The organism is Actinacidiphila oryziradicis (assembly GCF_005047355.1).
Lineage (GTDB): Bacteria > Actinomycetota > Actinomycetes > Streptomycetales > Streptomycetaceae > Actinacidiphila > Actinacidiphila oryziradicis.
The window spans coordinates 1-21720 of sequence record NZ_SUMC01000013.1; the positions used below are offsets into that span (position 1 = coordinate 1).

Annotated in this window: 14 protein-coding genes; 7 read left to right on the plus strand and 7 right to left on the minus strand. The window is 70.8% G+C overall.

Annotation, left to right across the window (positions count from 1 at the left end):
* Positions 1-464: 464 nt before the first annotated feature.
* Positions 465-890, minus strand: coding sequence for a MarR family winged helix-turn-helix transcriptional regulator (locus FCI23_RS15960; RefSeq protein ID WP_136724698.1), 426 nt, complete (start codon positions 888-890; stop codon positions 465-467).
* A gap of 133 nt (positions 891-1023) precedes the next feature.
* Positions 1024-3438: an endopeptidase La gene (lon, locus tag FCI23_RS15965; RefSeq protein WP_136724562.1), complete on the minus strand. Its 2415-nt coding sequence runs from the start codon at positions 3436-3438 to the stop codon at positions 1024-1026.
* Positions 3439-3540: 102 nt separating this feature from the next.
* Between lon and FCI23_RS56385 the strand changes: the two genes are divergently transcribed.
* From FCI23_RS56385 to FCI23_RS15995, 7 genes are all read left to right on the plus strand, one after another.
* Positions 3541-3702, plus strand: a complete 162-nt coding sequence (locus tag FCI23_RS56385) for a hypothetical protein (RefSeq protein ID WP_169316810.1) — start codon at positions 3541-3543, stop codon at positions 3700-3702.
* A gap of 64 nt (positions 3703-3766) precedes the next feature.
* Positions 3767-4654, plus strand: a complete 888-nt coding sequence (locus FCI23_RS15970; protein ID WP_136724563.1) for a nucleotidyltransferase domain-containing protein — start codon at positions 3767-3769, stop codon at positions 4652-4654.
* Between the two features lie 155 nt (positions 4655-4809).
* A complete protein-coding gene (locus FCI23_RS15975; protein WP_136724564.1) occupies positions 4810-5448 on the plus strand; it encodes an SDR family NAD(P)-dependent oxidoreductase in 639 nt (212 codons plus the stop codon).
* 422 nt (positions 5449-5870) lie between these two features.
* Entirely contained in the window at positions 5871-6578 is a 708-nt protein-coding gene (locus FCI23_RS15980) for a spermidine synthase family protein (protein ID WP_136724565.1), read from the plus strand.
* Positions 6579-6639: 61 nt separating this feature from the next.
* Positions 6640-7380: a response regulator transcription factor gene (locus tag FCI23_RS15985; protein ID WP_136724566.1), complete on the plus strand. Its 741-nt coding sequence runs from the start codon at positions 6640-6642 to the stop codon at positions 7378-7380.
* Positions 7377-8483 carry a HAMP domain-containing sensor histidine kinase gene (locus tag FCI23_RS15990; protein ID WP_136724567.1) on the plus strand — a complete coding sequence of 369 codons (1107 nt, stop codon included), beginning with the start codon at positions 7377-7379 and terminating at the stop codon, positions 8481-8483. The genes FCI23_RS15985 and FCI23_RS15990 overlap by 4 nt, the downstream gene beginning before the upstream one ends.
* Positions 8484-8686: 203 nt before the next feature.
* Positions 8687-12538, plus strand: a complete 3852-nt coding sequence (locus FCI23_RS15995) for a multifunctional oxoglutarate decarboxylase/oxoglutarate dehydrogenase thiamine pyrophosphate-binding subunit/dihydrolipoyllysine-residue succinyltransferase subunit (protein WP_136724568.1) — start codon at positions 8687-8689, stop codon at positions 12536-12538.
* A 75-nt stretch (positions 12539-12613) separates the two neighbouring features.
* Here the strand turns inward: FCI23_RS15995 and fxsT are convergent, their stop codons facing one another.
* The 5 genes from fxsT to FCI23_RS16020 all read right to left on the minus strand — a co-directional run bounded on the left by fxsT (position 12614) and on the right by FCI23_RS16020 (position 21685).
* Positions 12614-15604, minus strand: coding sequence for an FxSxx-COOH system tetratricopeptide repeat protein (fxsT, locus tag FCI23_RS16000; protein ID WP_136724569.1), 2991 nt, complete (start codon positions 15602-15604; stop codon positions 12614-12616).
* Positions 15605-15700: 96 nt separating this feature from the next.
* Positions 15701-16993 (minus strand): FxsB family cyclophane-forming radical SAM/SPASM peptide maturase, encoded by a 1293-nt coding sequence (locus FCI23_RS16005; RefSeq protein WP_246143738.1) that lies wholly within the window; start codon positions 16991-16993, stop codon positions 15701-15703.
* Between the two features lie 130 nt (positions 16994-17123).
* Positions 17124-17300 carry a YxD-tail cyclophane-containing RiPP peptide gene (locus FCI23_RS16010; protein WP_246143739.1) on the minus strand — a complete coding sequence of 59 codons (177 nt, stop codon included), beginning with the start codon at positions 17298-17300 and terminating at the stop codon, positions 17124-17126.
* A 71-nt stretch (positions 17301-17371) separates the two neighbouring features.
* Positions 17372-20653, minus strand: a complete 3282-nt coding sequence (locus tag FCI23_RS16015; protein ID WP_136724572.1) for an SAV_2336 N-terminal domain-related protein — start codon at positions 20651-20653, stop codon at positions 17372-17374.
* 6 nt (positions 20654-20659) lie between these two features.
* Entirely contained in the window at positions 20660-21685 is a 1026-nt protein-coding gene (locus FCI23_RS16020) for an AAA family ATPase (RefSeq protein ID WP_136724573.1), read from the minus strand.
* Between the last annotated feature and the right edge of the window lie 35 nt (positions 21686-21720).

Below are 21720 nucleotides of genomic sequence, written 5' to 3' on the forward strand. Positions count from 1 at the left end.
CCCGGACGGAGTCTGGGGGAGAGTCGTCGACTGACGACAACGCCGCGAGCTCCCCCAGCTACCGCTGGGAGGTGCCCCCAGTGCCAGGGCACGCGACGCCGCGGAGATCGGCCGGACAGGCCCTAGGTGGTCCCGTGCCCCCAGGAGGTGCCCCCATCTCGCTCCGCTCGGCCCCGCGGAACGCCCGCACACAACAGGACCTCCTGCCACTCGTATGGATTCGCACCCACGAGCTACCAGGAGGCCCTGCCTTCATGCCCGGACCATCGGAAGATCACCAGACCAGGAACCCTGTCCGACCAGCCTTGCCTTCAGGCCGGTACGACAACGCCCCCTACAGGGGCAGCCCGCTCAGGACCGGGCCCAGGATGCTCGAGCCGGCGCTGCCGTGTCGCACCTTTTGGTCGTCCGACGCGCCGACCCGCCAACTTGAGCCCGCCCAGGCGACCTCGCCCCGCAGGCGGCTAGCCGCCCTCCTGGAGTTCGTTCAGGCGGTGGAGAAGGCGGGCCAGCTCCGCCACCTCCGTGCGGTCCCAGCTGGAAAGGCGGCGGAGATAGCGCTGACGCCGGGCGTCACGAACGCTGGCGAAACGTTCCCGCCCCTCCGGGGTGAACTCGACGAGAAAAGCGCGGCCGTCAGCGGGATCGGGCTCACGGCGGATGAGGCCGAGATCTTCCAGAGCGCGCAACTGACGGCTCATGGTCGCTTTCCCGACGCCGAAGTACCCGGAGAGGGTGGTGGCGCGCTCGGGGCCGGTCTCTTCGAGGCGGGCGAGCAGCCCGTAGGCGGCGGGCTCCAATTCGGGGTGGACCTCGCGGGCCATTTCGCCGGACTGGGCACGGGCCCGCCGGAACATGACGGTCAGCTCACGTTCGAGCGACTCCATCATCGGGTCCACGTCGTCACCGTCCCCTTTCAGAACTGCCAGGAATCCTCCACAGTCGCGACAGTATTCCGCAGAAGGGGAGCAACGGCGTACGGCCCCCCGCAGAAGGGGGGCCGTACGCCGTTGGTTCCGCCGGTCAGGCAGCGACCGGCACGGCCACGGCCTCGGCGGGCTCCAGGGCCAGCTTCAGCACCTGGCGGACGTCGGAGACCGGGTGGACCTCCAGCTTCTCCAGGACCTCGGCCGGGACGTCGTCCAGGTCGGCCTCGTTGCGCTTGGGGATCACGACAGTGGTGATCCCCGCCTGGTGGGCGGCCAGCAGCTTCTGCTTGACGCCGCCGATGGGCAGGACACGCCCGGTGAGCGAGACCTCGCCCGTCATGGCGACGTCGGTACGGACCCGGCGGCCCGACAGCAGGGACGCCAGGGCGGTCGTCATGGTGACGCCCGCGCTGGGGCCGTCCTTGGGGACGGCACCGGCCGGCACGTGCAGGTGCACGCCGCGGTCCTTCAGGTCGCCGACGGGCAGTTCCAGTTCGGCGCCGTGCGAGCGCAGGAAGGAGAGGGCGATCTGCGCGGACTCCTTCATGACGTCACCGAGCTGCCCGGTGAGCTGCACGCCGCTGCCGCCGGTCTCCGGGTCGGCGAGGGACGCCTCGATGTAGAGCACGTCGCCGCCGGCACCGGTCACCGCGAGGCCGGTCGCCACGCCCGGGACGGCGGTGCGCCGCTCCTCAGGATCCTGGGCGGCCTCCGGCACATGGTGTGGCCGGCCGATCAGCCCGCGCAGGTCGTCGGGGCCGACGGCGAAGGGCAGCTTCTGCTCGCCCAGCTCGTTCTTGGCCGCGATCTTGCGCAGGATGCGGGCGATGGTCCGCTCCAGGGTCCGTACGCCCGCCTCACGGGTGTACTCCCCCGCGAGCCGGCGCAGCGCCGGGTCGTCCAGGGACACCTCGCCGTCGGCGAGCCCTGCACGCTCCAGCTGGCGCGGGAGCAGGTGGTCGCGGGCGATGGTGACCTTCTCGTCCTCGGTGTAGCCGTCGAGCCTGACCAGCTCCATGCGGTCGAGCAGCGGCTCCGGGATGGCCTCCAGGACGTTGGCGGTAGCCAGGAAGACGACATCGCTGAGGTCCAGCTCGACCTCCAGGTAGTGGTCCCGGAAGGTGTGGTTCTGGGCCGGGTCGAGCACTTCGAGGAGCGCCGCCGCCGGGTCGCCCCGGTAGTCGGAGCCGACCTTGTCGATCTCGTCGAGCAGGACGACCGGGTTCATGGAACCCGCTTCCTTGATCGCGCGCACAATACGGCCGGGCAGCGCGCCGACATACGTACGCCGGTGGCCGCGGATCTCCGCCTCGTCGCGTACGCCGCCGAGCGCGACCCGCACGAATTCGCGCCCCATCGCGCGCGCCACGGACTCGCCCAGCGACGTCTTGCCGACACCGGGCGGCCCGACCAGGGCCAGCACGGCGCCGCCGCGCCTGCCGCCGACCACGCCGAGCCCCCGGTCGGCGCGACGCTTGCGCACCGCCAGGTACTCGGTGATCCGCTCCTTGACGTCGTCCAGTCCCGCGTGGTCGGCGTCGAGCACCGCACGGGCGCCGGGGATGTCGTAGGCGTCCTGGGTGGTGGTGTTCCACGGGAGTTCCAGGACCGTGTCCAGCCAGGTGCGGATCCAGCTGCCCTCGGGCGAGGCGTCCGAGGAGCGCTCCAGCTTGTCGACCTCCTTGAGCGCGGCTTCCCGCACGTTTTCCGGGAGGTCGGCGGCCTCGACGCGGGCCCGGTAGTCATCGGACTCGTTCTCGGGCTCGCCACGCAGCTCGGACAGCTCCTTGCGGACGGCTTCGAGCTGCTGGCGGAGCAGGAACTCGCGCTGCTGCTTCTCCATGCCCTCCTGGACGTCCTTGCGGATGGTCTCGGCGACGTCCTGCTCGGCGAGGTGGTCACGCAGCCGGGAGGTGGCGAGCTTCAGCCGCTCCACCGGGTCCGTGGTCTCGAGCAGCTCCACACGCTGTTTGGTGGTGAGGAAGCCGGAGTAGCCCGAGTTGTCAGCAAGCTGCGACACATCGTCGATCTGCTGCACCCGGTCCACGATCTGCCAGGCGCCGCGCTTGCGCAGCCAGCTGGTGGCAAGCGCCTTGTACTCCTTCACAAGCTCGGCGACCGCGCCGGGCGGCTCGGTCGATGCCGGCTCCAGCACCTGGGTGCCCTCCACCCACAACGCTGCCCCCGGCCCGGTGGTCCCGGATCCGATCCGGACCCGGCTCACCCCCCGGATAACCGCCCCGGGGTCGCCGTCGGACAGCCGGCCGACCTGCTCGACCGAGCCAAGAGTGCCGACGGCGGCCAACGCCCCGTCGATCCGCGGCACCAGCAGGACCTGCGGCTTGCGCTGGGCGCCCGCCTGGTGCGCGGCCTGCGCCGCTTCCACGGCGGCGCGAGCCTCGGCGTCGGTCAGGTCCAGCGGCACCACCATGCCGGGCAGGACGACAGCGTCGTCGAGCGGCAGCACAGGCAGGGTGAGCGGCGCCGACTGGGTGGATTCTGCAGCCATGATCTCTCCCTAAGCAATCAAGTTGAGCAATACCCACTCAATGCTCATGAGGCCGCTACTGTTCCCCTGCGCTGTTCGCTCTGAGCGATCGCCTCTGGGGGGGTGACCGCGTGCCGATCGATCGAGGAGTCGAGGGACACCCATGGCCTCGCAGGGACACACCGCGAGCAGGCGCTCGCCGAGATCCGTCATCTGCTCGACACCCACGGCGGCGGTATCGACGTACACCAGCTCACCGACGTTTTCCTCGCCCGCGCCCTCTGAAAGAGGCGGCAGGGCCATTGGCTGACGGCCCCGCTCGTGCTTGGTTGACGCGGTGAGCATCAGGATGACGCTGGAAGAAGAGTTCGCCGCGTTCCAAACACGGATGGAGAAGAACGCCGAAGTCCTCGGGGTCGTGCTCAGCGGCTCCCAGGCCCGGGAAGGCATGGCCACCGCGCACTCGGATTACGACCTGCTCCTGGTGGTCGCCGACGGTGCCGAGGAGGCCTTGGCGGGTGAGGCTCGACGTGACACACGGATGGATGTGTCCGCGATGCCTCTCGGCGAGTTCCGCGGGCACGCGCTGCCCGGCTCAGGAACGGAGTGGAACCGGTACGCATTCACCCATGCCAAGCTCCTGAAAGACACCCCCGAGGCCCTCATCGCCGGACTTGTCACGGCCAAGGGCCGCCTGTCCCCGGCCGAGGCCGCTGAGACGGCACCGGAAGTCCTCGACGGATTCCTCAACAGCCTCTACCGCTGTCTGAAGAACGAACGGGACGGCAACATCCACGGAGAGCGCCTCGACGCGGCCGAGGCCCTGCCCTTCTACCTCACTTACGTTTTCGCTCTGCACGGGCGAGTCCGGCCCTACAACAAGTATCTGAGCTGGGAACTGCGACACCGCCCTCTTGGCCGGCCGGAATGGGCCCACGACCACCTTCTCGGACTTCTGGCCGAGGCTCTCACGCCCACGGCCGTGCGAGCTGTCCGGATCATGTTCAACGAGGTGGAGCCGCATGCCCGGGCCGCGGGCCACGGCTCGGTCCTGGATGCCTGGGGAGAAGATTTGATCTTCATGCGCGGCAACAGCGGCGATAGCCAGTCGTCCCAGGAGACGTCCGAAGCCTTGCCTCCGCAAGTGCCAAGCGCCCCGTCATGCCGGGACCTCGGCGGACCTGGGTCAGGAGGAGCGGCAGGCCGGCCTGATCCGCCCACTCGCTCGCTCAGCTGAGCGCCACCCTCGCGACGCTCCGATCCGCCGAGCCCTCGCCATCCGTGAGCTCCCGGCTCCCGCCCCGCGGCTCGGCCTCGCCATTCGCCACCTCTTCAGTCCCAGGTATCGGTTGTACCTGGGACGGCCGATCCGTCGGCGGCATCGTCGACGCCATGAACAATTCCACAGCACTCGTCACCGGTGCCAACAAGGGCATCGGCAAGGAGATCGCGCGGCAGCTCGCGGCCGCCGGGCTCACCGTCTACGTCGGTTCGCGCGACGCCGGGCCCGGGCAGCGGGCCGTCGAGGAGATCGGCGGCGACGCCCGGCTGCTGATTCTCGACGTCACCGATGGCAAGACCGTCGCCGACGCCGAGCAGCAGGTCGAGAACCTCGACATTCTCGTCAACAACGCCGGCATCATGGCCGATGGCAGGGCGGCGATCGAAGCGGACGTCGACAGCTTCCGCCGTACGTATGAAACGAATCTGTTCGAGGTCCTCACCGTCACCAACGCATTTCTGCCGGCGCTGCGCCGATCCGCGAAGCCCCGCATCGTGAACATCTCCGGCGGGACCGGATCGCTGGCCTGGAGTCCGGGGCCGGAGCCGCACTTCCCGGCGGTGGGCTCGGGCGCCGCCTACCGGTCCTCGAAGACGGCGCTGACGCTGACGGTGCTCTACGCCCAGGCGCTCGCCGGTGACGGAGATCCGGCCGAGGGCGCGGCGGGCGCCGTGTCGCCGGCGCTCCTGCCGGACGACGGCCCCAACGGCGAGTGCCTCTCATGGGACGGAACCCCTATGCCGTGGTAAGTCACCATCAGGGCGTGTGCCGGCCCGAAACTCGCCGTGCGCGCGATCTCCGAAGGTTTAGAGGCCGCACGAATAGGTGGGGCGGCGTCGCGTGCCGAGCTGTGACATCAGCCGACTCCGTCGGCGGGGGCGCCTGGAAGTGTTGCCGTCGGTGTCGGTCGACGACTCTCCCCCAGACTCCGTCCGGGAGGTGCCCCCACCAAGCTCTCGGCTCCGCTCGAGCAGGGGCACCCCCATCGCGTCGCCTCGCCCCCAGCCTTCGGCCGGGAGGTGCCCCCAGGAGGTGCCCCCACCTCCGCCTTGCCAGACTTGCCCCTCGCCCCGCTCCTTCACCCACCCCACCCATCCGCGCGGCCTCTTACACAAACCGGAGACGTTCAGCCGGAACGGGCAGTCGCCGGGCCGTCGTAAGGTTTTCCCCCATGGCAGAGCATGCGAAGGCGTACGAGGACATCGCGCCGGTGACCGTCGACCGCCGCGAGGGCCCCTACGGGGAGGTGGCCCTGCGGCGCCGCGGCGAACACTTCGAGATCATCGCGAACGGCTGCTTCCTGATGGACACCTCGGACGGGCGCTCCGAGCGGCTGCTGGTCCGGGCCGCCTGCGAGGCGCTGCCCGGCCGCCCCGGAATGTCCGTGCTGGTAGGCGGTCTCGGCGTCGGTTTCTCCCTCGCCGAAGCGGCGGCCGAGCCGCGCTGGGGGCGGATCACGGTCGTCGAGCGCGAGAGCGCCGTAGTGGACTGGCACCGGTACGGCCCGCTGGCACCGTTCTCGGAGCACGCGCTGGAGGACCCCCGGGTCGAAGTGATCGAGGCCGACCTGGTCAGCTACGTACAGGCATACGCGCAGGTCGGGGCGGTCCCGGCGTATGACGCGCTCTGCCTGGACATCGACAACGGTCCCGACTGGACGGTAACCGACGGTAATGTCGGGCTGTACAGTGCCGATGGGCTCACCGCGTGCCGGGAGCGGCTGGCACCCGGTGGGGTGCTGGCGGTGTGGTCCGCCCGACCGTCGGCGGCATTCGAGAAAGCACTGGAATCAGTGGGGTTCACGGAGGTCCGGACCATTGAGATCCCGGTAATCCGGGGCGTACCGGACGTCGTACATCTCGCGCGCAAGGCCGCATAGCCTCAGTGCTCGTGCGCCCCGTACGCTGCATGGCAACCAAACGACCATGGGGGAACCCAGCATGGAAAGCACACACCCGACGCACGGCGACGCCGGTGCGGCTACGCCCGGTGCCCAGCGCCGGGTGTTGGTGGTGGAGGACGACCCGACCATCGCCGACGCCATCGCTGCCCGGCTCCGCGCCGAGGGCTTTCAGCTGAAGACCGCGGGCGACGGTCCGACCGCCGTCGACACCGCGCTCGCCTGGCAACCCGACCTGCTCGTTCTCGACGTGATGCTGCCCGGCTACGACGGCCTGGAAGTGTGCCGCCGGGTCCAGGCCCAGCGCCCGCTTCCGGTGCTGATGCTGACCGCGCGGGACGACGAGACGGACATGCTGGTCGGGCTCGGCGTCGGCGCCGACGACTACATGACCAAGCCCTTCTCGATGCGGGAGCTCGCCGCCCGGGTACATGTGCTGCTGCGCCGGGTGGAGCGGGCCACGATCGCCGCCCGCGACCCGCGCAGCGGCAATCTTCAGCTCGGCGACCTGGAGATCGACCACTCCCAGCGCCGGGTCCGGGTCCGGGGCGCCGATGTGCACCTGACGCCCACCGAATTCGATCTACTGGTCTGTCTCGCCCAGCAGCCGCGTGCGGTGCTCTCCCGGGAGCAGTTGCTCGCCGAGGTCTGGGACTGGGCCGACGCCTCCGGCACCCGGACCGTGGACAGCCATGTCAAGGCGCTGCGCCGGAAGATCGGCGCGGAGCGGATCCGTACGGTGCACGGTGTGGGCTACGCGCTGGAGACGCCGGCGCCATGAGCCCGGACAACCGGCGACCGGGCCTCAGGGAGCGGGCGTGGGATGAGCTGCGGCCCTACGACCCGTTCCGGTCGATCAAGGCGGCGTTGCAGCTGCTGGTCGTCGTCTCGGTGCTGATAACGACGTTGCTGGTGTTCCTGGCGATCCACTCGGCCACCGAGCTCCGGGTGATCACCATCTTCTCGATCATCGCGTCCCTGCTGATCACCCAGTTCGTGGCGCTCGGCCTGACCGCGCCGCTGACCGAGATGACGGCGGTGGCCCGGGCCATGGCGCGCGGCGACTACAGCCTCCGGGTGTCTGCGGTGCGCCGGGACGAGGTCGGCGAGCTCGCCGAGACCTTCAACCAGATGGCCGCCGACCTGGAGGCCGTGGACCGGCACCGCAAGGAGCTGGTGGCGAATGTCTCACACGAGCTGCGCACCCCGATCGCCGCGCTCCGCGCCGTACTGGAGAACGTGGTGGACGGGGTCTCCGAGGCCGACCCGGAGACGATGCGTACCGCGCTCCAGCAGACCGAGCGGCTCGGCCGGCTGGTGAACCATCTGCTGGACCTCTCCCGGATCGACAGCGGGGTCGTCCCGCTGGACGCCAAGCGGTTCGAGGTGTGGCCGTATCTGGCGGCGGTGCTGAAGACCGCCGGCCTGGGTCTCAGCGGCGCGCCGGGCAGCCCCCGGCCCCGTAAGGATGTCCATCTGCACCTGGATGTCTCACCGCCCGAGCTGACCGCGTACGCGGACGCCGAGCGGCTCCACCAGGTGGTCGCCAACCTGGTGGACAACGCCGTCAAGCACAGTCCGCCCAGCGGCCGCGTCACCCTCCGCGCCCGGCGCGGTGCGGGCCCCGGCAGTCTGGCCCTGGAAGTCGTCGACGAGGGGCCCGGTATTCCCGAGGCCGAACGCGGCCGGGTCTTCGAGCGCTTCAACCGCGGTTCCACGGTCGGCGACGGCGGTACGGGCCTGGGCCTGGCCATCGCCCGCTGGGCCGTCGACCTGCACGGGGGCGCCATCCAGGTGGCCGAGTCCGCTCGCGGCTGCCGGATCCGGGTCACTCTCCCGGGGTCGGAACCGCTCAGGCACCGGCCTCACGCGTCAAACACTTGAACATCAAACACTTGAGCAGGAGGTGGGCCCGATCGCATGCGCCAAAAAGGCATCCCATTCCCGCCCAAGGGTACCTCGAAACCATCCTTTCGATGTGACTTACGCGACGACTGGACCCCGGGCCTGCAGGAAGGGGTGCAGTAGGCGTAGCCTTTATTTCCGCTGTCCATCACCTTGTGAAGCGGAAGAGGGCGGTTGCCGCCGTGTCGTCACAGTCCCCCAATACCTCGAGTGTCTCGACCGACTCCGACGGGCAGGGCAAGAGCCCTGCGTCGGGTTTCGGAGCGAACGAGTGGCTCGTTGACGAGATCTACCAGCAGTACCTCCAGGACCCGCACTCGGTAGACCGGGCCTGGTGGGACTTCTTCGCCGACTACAAGCCCGGAGCCGACACCGGCTCCGCCGTGGCAGGCGGGGGCACCGGAGCTGCCGGACCCGCCGCACCGGCCCCGGCTGCGAACGGCGCCGCGACACCTGCCACTGGCGCGGCAGCGGCCGCGGCGAAGCCCGCGGGGGGCGCCGCCGTAACCGCACCCGCCCCGGCAGCCCCAGCCGCCGCGAAGCCGGCGGTCACCAAGCCGGCGGCAGCCGTCAGCGCCCCGGCGCAGGCGGCAGCGGCACCCAAGCCCGCCGCAAAGCCTGCCGCCGCCCCCAAGGCGGCCCAGCCGGCCGTCGGCGGCGCGACCGAGGGTCCCGCGTACGTCGTACTGCGCGGCCCGTCCGCCGCCGTGGCGAAGAACATGAGCGCCAGCCTGGACCTGCCCACCGCGACGTCGGTGCGGGCGATCCCGGTGAAGCTGCTGTTCGACAACCGCATCGTGATCAACAACCACCTCAAGCGCGCCCGGGGCGGCAAGGTCTCCTTCACCCACGTCATCGGCTACGCCATGGTGCAGGCGCTGAAGCTGATGCCCTCGATGAACTACTCGTTCACCGAGAAGGACGGCAAGCCGACCCTGGTCAAGCCCGAGCACATCAACCTCGGCCTCGCCATCGACCTGGTGAAGCCGAACGGCGACCGCCAGCTTGTCGTCGCGGCCATCAAGAAGGCCGAGACGCTCAACTTCTTCGAGTTCTGGCAGGCCTACGAGGACATCGTCCGCCGCGCCCGCTCGAACAAGCTGACGATGGACGACTTCAGCGGCGTCACCGCGTCCCTCACCAACCCCGGCGGCATCGGCACCGTCCACTCCGTGCCGCGCCTGATGCCCGGCCAGGGCCTCATCCTGGGCGTCGGTTCGATGGACTACCCGGCGGAGTTCCAGGGGACCTCCCAGGACACCCTGAACAAGCTCGGCATCTCCAAGGTCATGACGCTCACCAGCACCTACGACCACCGGGTCATCCAGGGTGCCGCCTCCGGCGAGTTCCTGCGGGTGATGAACCAGCTCCTGCTGGGCGAGAACGGCTTCTTCGACGACATCTTCGAGGCGCTGCGCATCCCCTACGAGCCGGTCCGCTGGCTCAAGGACATCGACGCCACCCACGACGACGACGTCACCAAGGCCGCCCGGGTCTTCGAGCTGATCCACTCCTACCGGGTCCGCGGCCACGTCATGGCCGACACCGACCCGCTGGAGTACCGCCAGCGCAAGCACCCCGACCTGGATGTCATCGAGCACGGTCTCACCCTGTGGGATCTCGAACGTGAGTTCGCGGTCGGCGGTTTCGCCGGCAAGACGCTGATGAAGCTCCGCGACATCCTCGGCGTACTGCGCGACTCGTACTGCCGCACCGTCGGCGTCGAGTACATGCACATCCAGGACCCGAAGCAGCGCAAGTGGATCCAGGACCGCGTCGAGCGCCCGCACAGCAAGCCGGAGCGCGAGGAGCAGCTGCGCATCCTGCGCCGCCTGAACGCCGCCGAGGCCTTCGAGACCTTCCTGCAGACGAAGTACGTCGGCCAGAAGCGCTTCTCCCTGGAGGGCGGCGAGTCCGTCATCCCGCTGCTGGACGCCGTCATCGACGCGGCCGCCGAGTCGCGGCTCGACGAGGTCGTCATGGGCATGGCCCACCGTGGCCGTCTCAACGTGCTGGCCAACATCGTCGGCAAGTCGTACGCCCAGATCTTCCGCGAGTTCGAGGGGAACCTCGACCCGAAGTCGATGCACGGCTCCGGCGATGTGAAGTACCACCTGGGCTCCGAGGGCACCTTCACCGGGCTGGACGGCGAGCAGATCAAGGTCTCGCTGGCCGCCAACCCCTCCCACCTGGAGACCGTCGACCCGGTCGTCGAGGGCATCGCGCGCGCCAAGCAGGACATCATCAACAAGGCCGGCACCGACTTCACCGTGCTGCCGGTCGTGCTGCACGGCGACGCGGCCTTCGCCGGCCAGGGCGTCGTCGCGGAGACCCTGAACATGTCGCAGCTGCGCGGCTACCGCACCGGCGGCACCGTGCACATCATCATCAACAACCAGGTCGGCTTCACCGCGGCGCCCGAGTCGGCCCGCTCCTCGATGTACTGCACCGATGTGGCGCGCATGATCGAGGCGCCGATCTTCCATGTGAACGGCGACGACCCCGAGGCCGTGGTCCGCACCGCGCGGCTGGCCTTCGAGTTCCGCCAGGCGTTCAACAAGGACGTCGTCATCGACCTGGTCTGCTACCGCCGCCGGGGCCACAACGAGGCCGACAACCCCTCGTTCACCCAGCCGCTGATGTACGACCTGATCGACAAGAAGCGCTCGGTGCGCAAGCTCTACACCGAGTCGCTGATCGGGCGTGGCGACATCACCCTGGAAGAGGCCGAGCAGGCCCTGCAGGACTACCAGGGCCAGCTGGAGAAGGTCTTCACCGAGGTCCGCGAGGCCACCTCGGTCCCCGCCGACACCGCCGAGGAGCCGGTGCTGCCGCCGTTCCCGGTCCCGGCCGAGACCGCCATCAGCGAGGAGGCCGTCAAGCGCATCGCGGCCGCCCAGGTCAACATCCCCGACCACGTCACCGTCCACCCGCGCCTGCTGCCCCAGCTGCAGCGCCGCGCGGCCATGGTCGAGGACGGCACCATCGACTGGGCCATGGGCGAGACCCTCGCCGTCGGCTCGCTGCTGATGGAGGGCACCCCGGTCCGCCTCGCGGGCCAGGACTCCCGCCGCGGCACCTTCGGCCAGCGGCACGCCGTCCTCGTGGACCGCGAGACCGGCCGGGACTACACCCCGCTGCTGTACCTGACCGAGGAGCAGGCCCGTTACAACGTCTACGACTCGCTGCTCAGCGAATACGCGGCGATGGGCTTCGAGTACGGCTACTCGCTCGCCCGCCCGGACGCTCTGGTGCTGTGGGAGGCCCAGTTCGGTGACTTCGTCAACGGCGCCCAGACCGTCGTCGACGAGTTGATCTCCTCCGCCGAGCAGAAGTGGGGCCAGCGGTCCGGCGTCACCCTGCTTCTCCCGCACGGCTACGAGGGCCAGGGCCCGGACCACTCCTCCGCCCGCATCGAGCGCTTCCTCGCCCTGTGCGCGCAGAACAACATGACGGTCGCCGCTCCCACCACCCCGGCGAGCTACTTCCACCTGCTGCGGTGGCAGGTCCACAACCCGCACCACAAGCCGCTCATCGTCTTCACCCCGAAGTCGATGCTGCGTCTGAAGGCTGCGACGTCGAAGACCGAGGACTTCACCAGCGGTCAGTTCCAGCCGGTCATCACCGACACCGCGGTGGACCCGGAGGCGGTCCGCAAGGTCGTCTTCACCTCCGGCAAGATCTACTACGACCTGATCGCCGCCCGCGCCGCCAAGGGCGTCAACGACGTCGCCTTCATCCGCATCGAGCGGCTCTACCCGCTGCCCGGTGCCGAGCTCCAGGCCGCCCTGGCGCCGTTCACCAAGGCCCAGAAGTACGTCTGGGCCCAGGACGAGCCCGCCAACCAGGGCGCGTGGCCCTTCATCGCCCTCAACCTCATCGACCACCTCGACCTCGTACTCGGCGCGGCCCCCGACAACGCCGACCGGCTGCGCCGGGTCTCCCGCCCGGCGTCCTCCTCCCCGGCCGTGGGCTCCTCCAAGGCGCACCTCGCCCAGCAGGAGGAACTGGTCAACGAGGTCTTCGACATCTGAGACTCCGACCAGCCAGTTCGGAGAAACGGTAAGGGGCCCGCACCTAGGTGCGGGCCCCTTACCGTTTCGTGTTCCTCACGTCAGCAGAGGCTCGAAGTCCCAGTACGGCCGCTCACGGCGGCGTACGGCCATGGTGTGCGGATGCTGCGGGCCCAGGCCCTCCAGGAGCTGCTGCAGTGTCTCCTGCTCCAGCTTCCCCGCCTCCTGGCCGCGCCTGAGCGAGCGCAGGTCGTCGGAGAGCGCCGCTTTGCAGGACAGAGTGAGCGGGTGGGTTTCTCCGAGCGTCCGGATGGCGCGCTCCAGCGTCTCGCGGCTTAGCGTCAGGGCGTTCTCCTCGTCCCCGGCCAGATTGCGGGCGCCGGAGGCGTTCAGCGCGGCTCCCAGGGCCCAGGGATGGTCGTCGCCAACCGCCCGGCGCATGCCCATCAGGGTGCGCTCAGCGATCTGCAGGGCCTCGTCGCGTTCGCCGAACTTCCACAGCGCCAGGCCCACATTGCCGGCGGTGCCGACGGCATACGGATGATTGGCGCCGACCAGGTCCCGGTAGCTGACGGCCACGGACTGCGCCAGCTCCCTCGCTTTTTCGACGTCGCCGTGTTCACGGATGAACGTGGCGTAGTCGGCCTGCACCTGGAGGGTCTCCGGGTGCTGAGGGCCCTGCCGCTGCGCGGAGCGTTCCATGATGCTGCTCATCAGGGAGTTGGCTGCGTCGAGGTCGCCGGCGCGCCGGAGGCACAGGGCGAGATTGTGCTCGGCGAGAAGCGTCTGCGGGGTGTACCGGCCCATCACCTGGTGGTGCGCGCGTACGTTGAGTTCCTGCCGGGACTGGGCCTCCTGGTACTGCCCGAGCAGCCGCAGCATCCAGGCGTAGGCCATACCTGAGTGCAGGGTGAGGTAATGACGCGCGCCCAGCTGCCTCTCGCGTACCACGAGGATGGTGCGGTTCAGTTCCAGCGATTCCTGGTATCGGCCGAGCAGGGCAAGGGCGATGGCGAGATTGCTGCGGACCTGGAGGGTCCTGGGCGCGTCGTCGCCCAGGGTCTCCATATTGGCGCGGGCGGACTCGTCATAGAGCTGGTGCGCTTCGGGATAGGCGCCGAGGGTGACCAGAGTGCCGCCGAGCCCGTTCTTCGCCCGCAGCAGGTCGGGGTCGTCGGCGGGCCGTGTCCCGGACAGCCGGTCGACCACGGACCTGCCGACCGCCTCGGCCTCCCGGAACCGGCCGACGCGGCGCAGCATATTGGCGTGCTGGTGGGTCAGTTCGAGCATCGACGGGTCGTCGGGGTCCAGCCGGGTGCGCCAGCGGGCGATGGCCTGTTCGCACAGCCGCAGCCCGGTGCGGTTCTCGCCGCGGACCCGGAGGTATTCGATGCAGTTGAGGACGAGGGCGCGTACCACCGGCTTGGTGCTGCTCAGCGCGCCGGAGGGCTCCAGGTGCGGGATGAGCTCGCCGTAGCGTGACCATTCGCGGGTGTCCGCCGGGCGCCTGGGGTCGGCGCCGGCCAGCACTTCGCAGGCTGTCACGGTCAGGGATTCGCGCCTTTCCTCCGTCAGTGTGCTGATCAGGAAGCTGTGGTACAGCCGGTGCATATTGACGTTGTCGACATACGGCTCGGCCTCGGAGGTGTCGACGTAGTCCATCCGGACCGCTGTCGACTCCGACAATCGCCTCAGCGCGGTGTGCCAGCGGATCGGGTCCGCGGCGAGGGCGGCCAGGTGCGGCGGCAGGTCGGACGGGTGCGCGGCCTGCAACAGCCGGACCGGAATGGCCTCGGGCGAGAAGAGCGCGAAGAGGTTGAGGAGTTCCACCGCCTCGGGGTTGTTCTCCTCGAGTGTGTTCAGCGTTATCGACCAGCTGGTCTGGAATCCCATCGGGTAGTCGGACGAGATGCTGATGCCGATGAGGTTGGCCTCGCCGCCCCGGATCAGGGCGACGTACTCGCCGGCCGACATCTGGTTGGCCGCCAGCCAGGCGGCGGTCTGGGCCAGCAGCAGCGGCAGATCCTGTACGGCGTCGGCCAGCTGGTCCGCCTCCGGCACGGTGAGGCGGGGGGCGCGGCGGCGGGCGTAGGCGATGGATTCGGGCCGGGTGAAGGACTTGATCGGGATCTCGGCGATGCTGCCGGTGGATGCCCAGTCCTGGGTGAGCGTGGTGATCAGGACATGGCCGCTGCCTTCCGGCAGCAGGTCCTCGACCTGTGTCATGTCGTCGGCACTGTCGAGGATCAACAGCCAGCGACGGTGCGGCCGGCCGAGGCGCAGGGCCTCGTGGACGGCGCGGATGCGCTCGCCCAGCTGCTCGCCGACGGGGAGTCCGAGGCGGGGGGCGAGCTCGGCGAACTGTTCACGGGCGGTGGCGCGGAAACCGGCGTTGATCCACCAGACGACGTCGTAGTCGTTGCCGAACCGGTGGGCGTACTCGATCCCGATCTGGCTCTTGCCGACGCCGGAGATCCCGCGCAGCGCGACCCTGGCTCCGCCTCTTCCGCCGGACTCGAACTGCTGGTGCAGTTCCTCCAGTGCCCACTCGCGGCCGGTGAAGCGGACATTGCGGCGGGGGACGTTCCAGACGGAGGGGGGGTCGTTGGGGAAGCGCGGCGCGAAAGCGTCGTCATCGCCGTTCCTCGGCATTGCGGCCGGGTCCACGTCGAGTCGGCCGAGGATCCGGCGCCGGGCTTCCCGGGAGTCGAGGTCACGCAGGTCGACCGGGCGGAGCGGTACCGCGGTGGGCGGCAGGGCGCGGGTGGCGACGCTGACGGCGGCGAACCGGTCGACGTGCGGCGGGACCACGGTCCGCAGAGCCCGGGTCCACTCCTCGTCGGTGCGCGGGCCCAGGCTGAAGTACCAGTCGTCCAGGACGAGCAGCACCCGGCCCGGGGCTTCCAGCAGATTCCGGAGCGCGTCGTCCAGGGGCACGCTGAGCGGCGGGTCCCAGCGCAGCAGGGTCGTGTGGTGGCCCAGCCGCTCCAACTGGTGTGCGATCCAGGTCGCCCACGGCCGGTTGAACCCCGCGTAGCTGATGGTGAACTGCTCGTGGGAGCCGGCGCCCCTCGGCCGATCCGACATACGACCGTCTCCCTACCGTACGGGCTGCGGAAATCACTGACTGTCAGGCAGATTAGCCCATAGGCAGAGAGGCGAAACGATGCCGCGTCAGGTGGGTTACGCCGTACGGCCGTTGGGTGGCACGAGTGGTGGGACGACAGCGGCGAGACGGGTCGCGATATGCCTTATGAGGCGCTCCAGGTCGGCGCAATACACGGACGGGTGACGGAAGCCGCTGCCCTCCCGATACCGGTGTGCGTAGTTGCCGCCGCCGCACACCCGCAGAACCGGGCAGCTGTGGCAGGCACGGCCGAGCGCTGTCGTACCGAGCTGGCGGGCCACCATGCCGGGGTGGTCGAGGGCCTCGTCGAAGGTGTGGCGGAAGACGTCGAGGCCGGTCCGGGTGGCGCCTTCGTACGCGCTCTTGAGCGAATCGACCTGCTCGATGGATCCGTCGGTCTCCACGATGAGGGCCGCGACCGGGGAGAGCCCGACCGACTCGGTGGTGCTGGGCAGGCCGAGCAGCAGGGCGATGATCTCGGTGAAGAGGCGGATGCGTGGGTGGGGCCGCTCGCTGCGGTCCGCGTCCCACCAGAGGTCGAATACGGCGGCGAGCCAGTCGCCGTAAGGGGCAGCGGCAGGGTTGCCGGTCCTTACCGCTTCCGGGGCCCGGAGCGGGAGGCCCGGCGGCGGGTGGCTCCAGTTGGCGTGCGGGAGCAGCAGATCGGCCGTCGGCGGCCGAAGCTCTGCCAGCGAGGTGTACACCTCGGCCGGGTCGGCGTTGAGATCGATGGTGCAGAGCAGCCCCGCGTATGTCCCGGGGTGGCGGGCCAGCAGCCGGGCGGCGCGCTCGGCGGCCGGCCAGCTGGGGCGGCCCGTGTGGTCCACCCGACGGTGGTTGAGGGCGGCGTTCCCGCCGTCGAGGCTGAGCCCGACCCGGACGCCGGCCCGCGCCAGTTCGCCGAGGCCCGACTCGGTGAGCAGGGTGCCATTGGTCTGGACGGAGGTACGGAGCTCGCAACTGCCGGGCAGTACCGCGCGGACCTCCGCCACATACTCCAGCACCGCCTCGGGGCCGGACATCAGCGGTTCCCCTCCGTGCAGGTCGACCCGCACCTCGGACAGCCGGTGCCGGTCCACGTGCTCGGCTATGCGAAGCGCGGTCCGGCGCATGGTGTCACCAGTGGCCCGGGCCGGGTGGGAGCGCCAACTGGCATCGGCGGCGTGGTAGATGTAGCAGTACGTGCAGGACAGGTTGCAGCGACTGTGGACCTTCAGGATGAACTGGCGCAATGCGGTCGGCCGCAGTCCGTCCCGGCGCAGGCCGGGCACATCGAGCACGGCCAGCGGCCAAGGGGCCAGTGCCGTGTCGGAAGCGGTACGCGGCTCCTGGCGCGACAGTGCGGGCACGGCGCCTCCTCCCCCGGTTGTCCCGAACATGACCCCATTCGGTCACAGAGAAACCCGCGCAGAGCACGAGTGACCGGTTCGGTGCACACATCGCCCTGAAGACGATCGCTTACCTCGCAACGAGCGAGCGTCAGTCAATCGTCGGCCCGTCGTCGTAGTAGGCGACAGCCGTCTCGGGACTGCGCGCACGGACGACAAGCCCGGCGAAAATCTCGCTCAGCACCGGATGGTCCACACACTCCCGGATCTTCTCCAGATCCGCCCCCGTGTAGTCCGGGAGCGGCTCGCCGGTCGCGGAATTCGACACCCTGCACTCCTCACTCGCGGCTCGCTCACGGCCTATGGCCTATGCCCTGCCCGGCCCCGACGGGAAACCTCTCACGACGCATCCCCCAGCGCCAGCACGCGTTCCAGCGTGGAACGCGCCTGCGGTCCGCGCTGCGCGCCCGCGCGCTGCCACAGCTCCCAGGCGGCCCGGTAGGACTCCAGGGCACGGGCCGGGCCCGCCGTCCGCTCCAGTACGCTGCCGCGCTGGTGGTGGGCGCGGGCCGCCACCAGCAGCTCGTCCGCGCCGGACGCGGCTTCGGCGGCCTGACGGTAGGACTCGGCGGCCTGGTCGCGGCGTTCGGGGGTGCCGCTGCCATCGGCGAGGCCGAGGAGGACGTCGCCGCGCTCCAGCCAGGCCTCAGCGGCGGTGCGGGCATCGTCGGACGCGGCGGCCCGGGCGGCACGGGCGAGGATCCACTCGGCCTCGTGGAGGTCGGTGAGGGCGCCGCCGAGTTCGCGGTGCCGGCGCAGCGCCCGGCCGAACAGGAGACGGCGGACCGGGAGCCGGGGGTCGCTCTCGGGGGTCTGGGCGAGGGCGGCGCGCAGGACACGCACCGCGTCGGTGGCGACGGAGAGACCACCGCCATGGCCGGCCCAGTCGGTGAGGGCCTCACCGCGGGCGGTGAGGAGTTCGGGGCGGAGCGGGTCGTCGAGGTGCAGCAGCCCCTGGGCCCGGGCGAAGAAATTGTCGGCCAGGGCGAGTTCGGAGGCGTCGGCGGTGTGCCGGTAGCGGGCGGCGTGGGCCTCGGCGAGCCGCCACAGGCAGCGCAGCTGAAGCTCGGTGTCCCCGGCCGAGGCCTCCAGAGCACGCTCCAGCTCCGCGGCGACCTCGGGGGCACCACGGTCACCGGCCACCAGGGCGCGGGCCTCGGCGAGTTCCAGGCGGGCGCGGCAGATGACGGCCCGCGGCCGGCCCTCGTCGGCAGCGAACCCGATGCCGGCCTCGAAGTCGGCGGCGGCCTGGAGCCCCAGCGCCCGTGCCTCGTCTGCGGAGTCACGGCCCAGGGCGTCCTGGGCGAGGGCCAGCAGCACCCCGCCCCGGGCGCGCAGCGCGGAGCTGGGCAGCGGCCGGGCGGTGGGCCACGCTTCCAGCAGGGCGTCGAGGCGTACCTGGGCCCCGTAGAGCTGCCGCCGGTCGCCGGAGATCCCGTACCGGTCCTGTACGACGTCGACGATGCGCAGCAGCACGTCCAGCAGTGCCTCGGGGTCCGGGCGGAGCAGCGCGTAGGCCTCCTCAAGGCGCTCGGCGGCCTCCTCCAGAACTGCTTCCGGGGACGGTTCCTGGCGCGCGACGGACCGGAGCACCATCCCGAGGACGTAGTGTGCGCGGGCGGCCTGTGCCGGCGGGACGCCGCCGGCGCGAGCCAGGTCGCCGGCGGACCGGGCGGTCCGCTCGGCCTCGGCCAGCACTTCGTGGTCCTGCCGGGCCTCCCACAGATGCAGCAGGGATTCGGCCAGCAAGGATCGAACCTGCGTAGTGGCCTCAGGGACGGCGCGCAGCAGCCGGATGCCCTCCCACAGGTCCCGGATGGTGCCTTGCTCCTCGAACCGCTCCAGCCGGACGCGGGCCTCGTCCAGCGCCCGCACATGATGGGTGATCACCACGCCGCCGGTCCGCTCGGGGAGCTCCGGTGCCTCGGGCACCCCTCCGACGCCGCCCGGCTGGAACCGCAGCAGCACCTTCCTGGGAACTTCGGCGAAGGGCTCCGGCACGGACACCGGACGGATCTCCTCCTCGGCGGGCGCGGCCGCGCCGGAGAGGTAACCGACGGCCAGTGCGGGGAAGTTCTGTGCCCGGCGGCCGAAGACCCGCTCGACGTAGAGCGAGCAGTGCTTCAGCACCAGCGAGGCCTCCCCCAGGCCGAGCCTGCGCAGCAGCACCTCCTGGACGCCGGGCGCGAACTCGTACCAGGGACCGCCCGAACGGCGCGGGTCCGCCACGGCAGCCTGGCCGGCGGCTCTGTCCTGCCCGTCCTGCCGTACGAGGAGCCCGCTGAGCAGTACCTCGGCCATCTCCATGGGGCCGGTCTGCGGCATCATGGCGCGCTGCACGATCTGCATCACGGGGTAGGCGAGTGGCGCCGCCGACAGATACACCGCCAGGTGCTGGGCGGCGGGCGAGGAGACCGCCTGGAAGTCCTCCACCAGCTGCTCGGCCGTGCGGTCCGGCGGGATGTAAGGTTCGGCACCCTGATGCCCGGCACTTACCCAGGCCGCCGCCGCGTCCAGCGTGGCGCCGGAGACCCCGGACAGCATCCGCGACCAGCCGCCGAGCACAGCGATGGTCGTGGAGAGTACGGGCACCGGCAGCGCCCCCGCCGCCCGGGCGCGCGGGCGGCGCCGGTGCGCGGTGAAGGCCGGCCCGCTGCCGTGCGGGCCGGTCTGGCGCAGGGTGCCCGGCTCGACGGCCAGCAGGGTCCGCGTCCACATGCGCTGCGGCAGCGGCTGTACGACGGCGACCGGGCCGCTGAGCGCCCAGTGGTGCAGCAGCCGTTGGGCGGCGCCGTACCGCCACAATGCGCCGGCGCAGTCGCTGAGCAGCAGGGTGACGGTGCGTCCGGTGGGGTCCCGGAGCCGTTCGGCGGGCCCGAGGGGGCCGTCACCGTCCACTCCGGAGGGGATCCCGACACCGCCGTCGGGGTGCGGGCGCAGCCGGTGCACGACGACGTCCCGGAAGGCGCCGACCTGCTCGCACACCTGCCGGAGCTCCTCCATCATCCGGTCCCACACGACCATCGACGGCGAGTCGTCCATCAGGAGCAGTAGCGCCGCCTCCCGGCGGCGGTCCTCGGCGAAGACCGGCACGAGGTGCCCGCTGCGCGCGCTGGTCTCGGCGGTGGCGGCCTCATCCAGCGGGCCGCGCGGCGGCCGGACGCGCGGTTGGTAGCGCTGCAGGGGGCGCAGGGCGCGCTCCAGCGGCAGCAGGGACGGGAAGGCGGAGGCTACCGGGATCCTTATGTGACCGCTGTCGTCCCGGCCGGGCGTGTCCTCCGGTTCCGCCACAGGGTCGCCGGAGCTCACCGCGACGGCGATGCGCTCCCCCGTGAGCTCCTGGGAGCCCCCCGCGACGGCCGGCTCCGGCCGCTCCTGGCCGGTGGGAACGGAGCGCGGGCCGCCGGGCGATGTGGCCGAAAGCGGGCGTTCGCCGGGGCCTGCGGCCTGCTCCCCCGCGCCGGGCCGCCCTGAACCGGGTTCCTGCGATCCGGGCTCTTGTGCGCCGATCTGCTGGGCCAGCCAGAGCGCGTCGGCCACCCCGGTGGCGTCGGTCCGGGCGCCCGCGTCACTCAGCCGCGCGATGAGCTGGGCGAGCGGATCGACCCTGGGGTGGCCCACCGGAGGTCACCTGCCCCGGTTCAGCGGCTGCATGAGCTCTTCCGCGAGGCGGTCCCTGGTGCCGGGCTCCTCGTCCCGGGCGTGCTGGGTGAGGTAGATGGCGTTGAGCAGCTGGTCGGCGGAGCGCTGCTCGCCGGGCCTGCGGTCCAGGAACTGTTCGATGATCCCCGCGTTGGCGGTCGCCGCGTCGTCGCCGAAGTGGGCTCGAACCATGGCAGCCAGCCGGTCCGCGTCGGGCGTGTCCAGGCGCAGGTGGATGCAGCGGCGCAACAGGGGTGCGGGGAAATCCCGTTCGCCGTTGCTGGTGAGCACCACGAAGGGGAACTCCCTGCAGCGCACCCGGCCGCCGTTCACCGTGACCTGCTCTCCGTAGTCGTCGCGGATCAGGATCTCCGGGCGGCGCTCCGCCATCCGCTCCAGCTCCGGAATCCGGAACTCGCCCTCCTCCAGAGCGTTGAGCAGGTCGTTCGGCAGGTCGATGTCGCTCTTGTCGAGTTCGTCGACGAGCAGAACACGGGGCCTGGCGGCGGGCAGCAGGGCGGTGCCGAGCGGGCCGAGCCGTATGTAGCGCCCGATCGCGTCGGGTTGCTCCTCCGCCCCCGACAGCTCCCGCTCATCGGAGTTACGGGAGATCTGCAGGTCCTGGAGCCGGGCCAGGGCGTCGTACTGGTAGAGGCCTTCCCTCAGCACCGTGCGGCTGACGATGGGCCAGTGCAGCACCCTGCCGAGCCCCAGCTCACGGGCGACCGCGTGCGCGAGGGTGCTCTTGCCGCTGCCCGGCTCGCCGGTGACCAGCAGCGGGCGGCGCAGATACAGGGCGGCGTTGATGAGTTCCAGCTCGGTGTGGCCCGGCCGGTACTGCTCCGCGAGGTCGCGGTTGAGGCCGAGCCGCCGGGTGGTGGACGTGTCGATGGGCGCCGGCGGGCTGACCAGCGGGCCACCGTCGAAGTCCCGCCAGGGCGGCGGCGCGGGCAGCCGCTCGATGCCGTCGTGCGGCTGGCCGGTGCCACGGTAGATCAGCCATTCGTTCACGTCGCGCTCCTCATCACCGGACGGTCGGGGGCTGC

Bases quoted from the DNA above. Each gene is read 5' to 3' on its own strand.
- FCI23_RS15960 (WP_136724698.1), bottom strand. From the start codon at position 890: ATGATGGAGTCGCTCGAACGTGAGCTGACCGTCATGTTCCGGCGGGCC.
- lon (WP_136724562.1), bottom strand. From the start codon at position 3,438: ATGGCTGCAGAATCCACCCAGTCGGCGCCGCTCACCCTGCCTGTGCTG.
- FCI23_RS15970 (WP_136724563.1), top strand. From the start codon at position 3,767: ATGACGCTGGAAGAAGAGTTCGCCGCGTTCCAAACACGGATGGAGAAG.
- FCI23_RS15975 (WP_136724564.1), top strand. From the start codon at position 4,810: ATGAACAATTCCACAGCACTCGTCACCGGTGCCAACAAGGGCATCGGC.
- FCI23_RS15980 (WP_136724565.1), top strand. From the start codon at position 5,871: ATGGCAGAGCATGCGAAGGCGTACGAGGACATCGCGCCGGTGACCGTC.
- FCI23_RS15985 (WP_136724566.1), top strand. From the start codon at position 6,640: ATGGAAAGCACACACCCGACGCACGGCGACGCCGGTGCGGCTACGCCC.
- FCI23_RS15990 (WP_136724567.1), top strand. From the start codon at position 7,377: ATGAGCCCGGACAACCGGCGACCGGGCCTCAGGGAGCGGGCGTGGGAT.
- fxsT (WP_136724569.1), bottom strand. From the start codon at position 15,604: ATGTCGGATCGGCCGAGGGGCGCCGGCTCCCACGAGCAGTTCACCATC.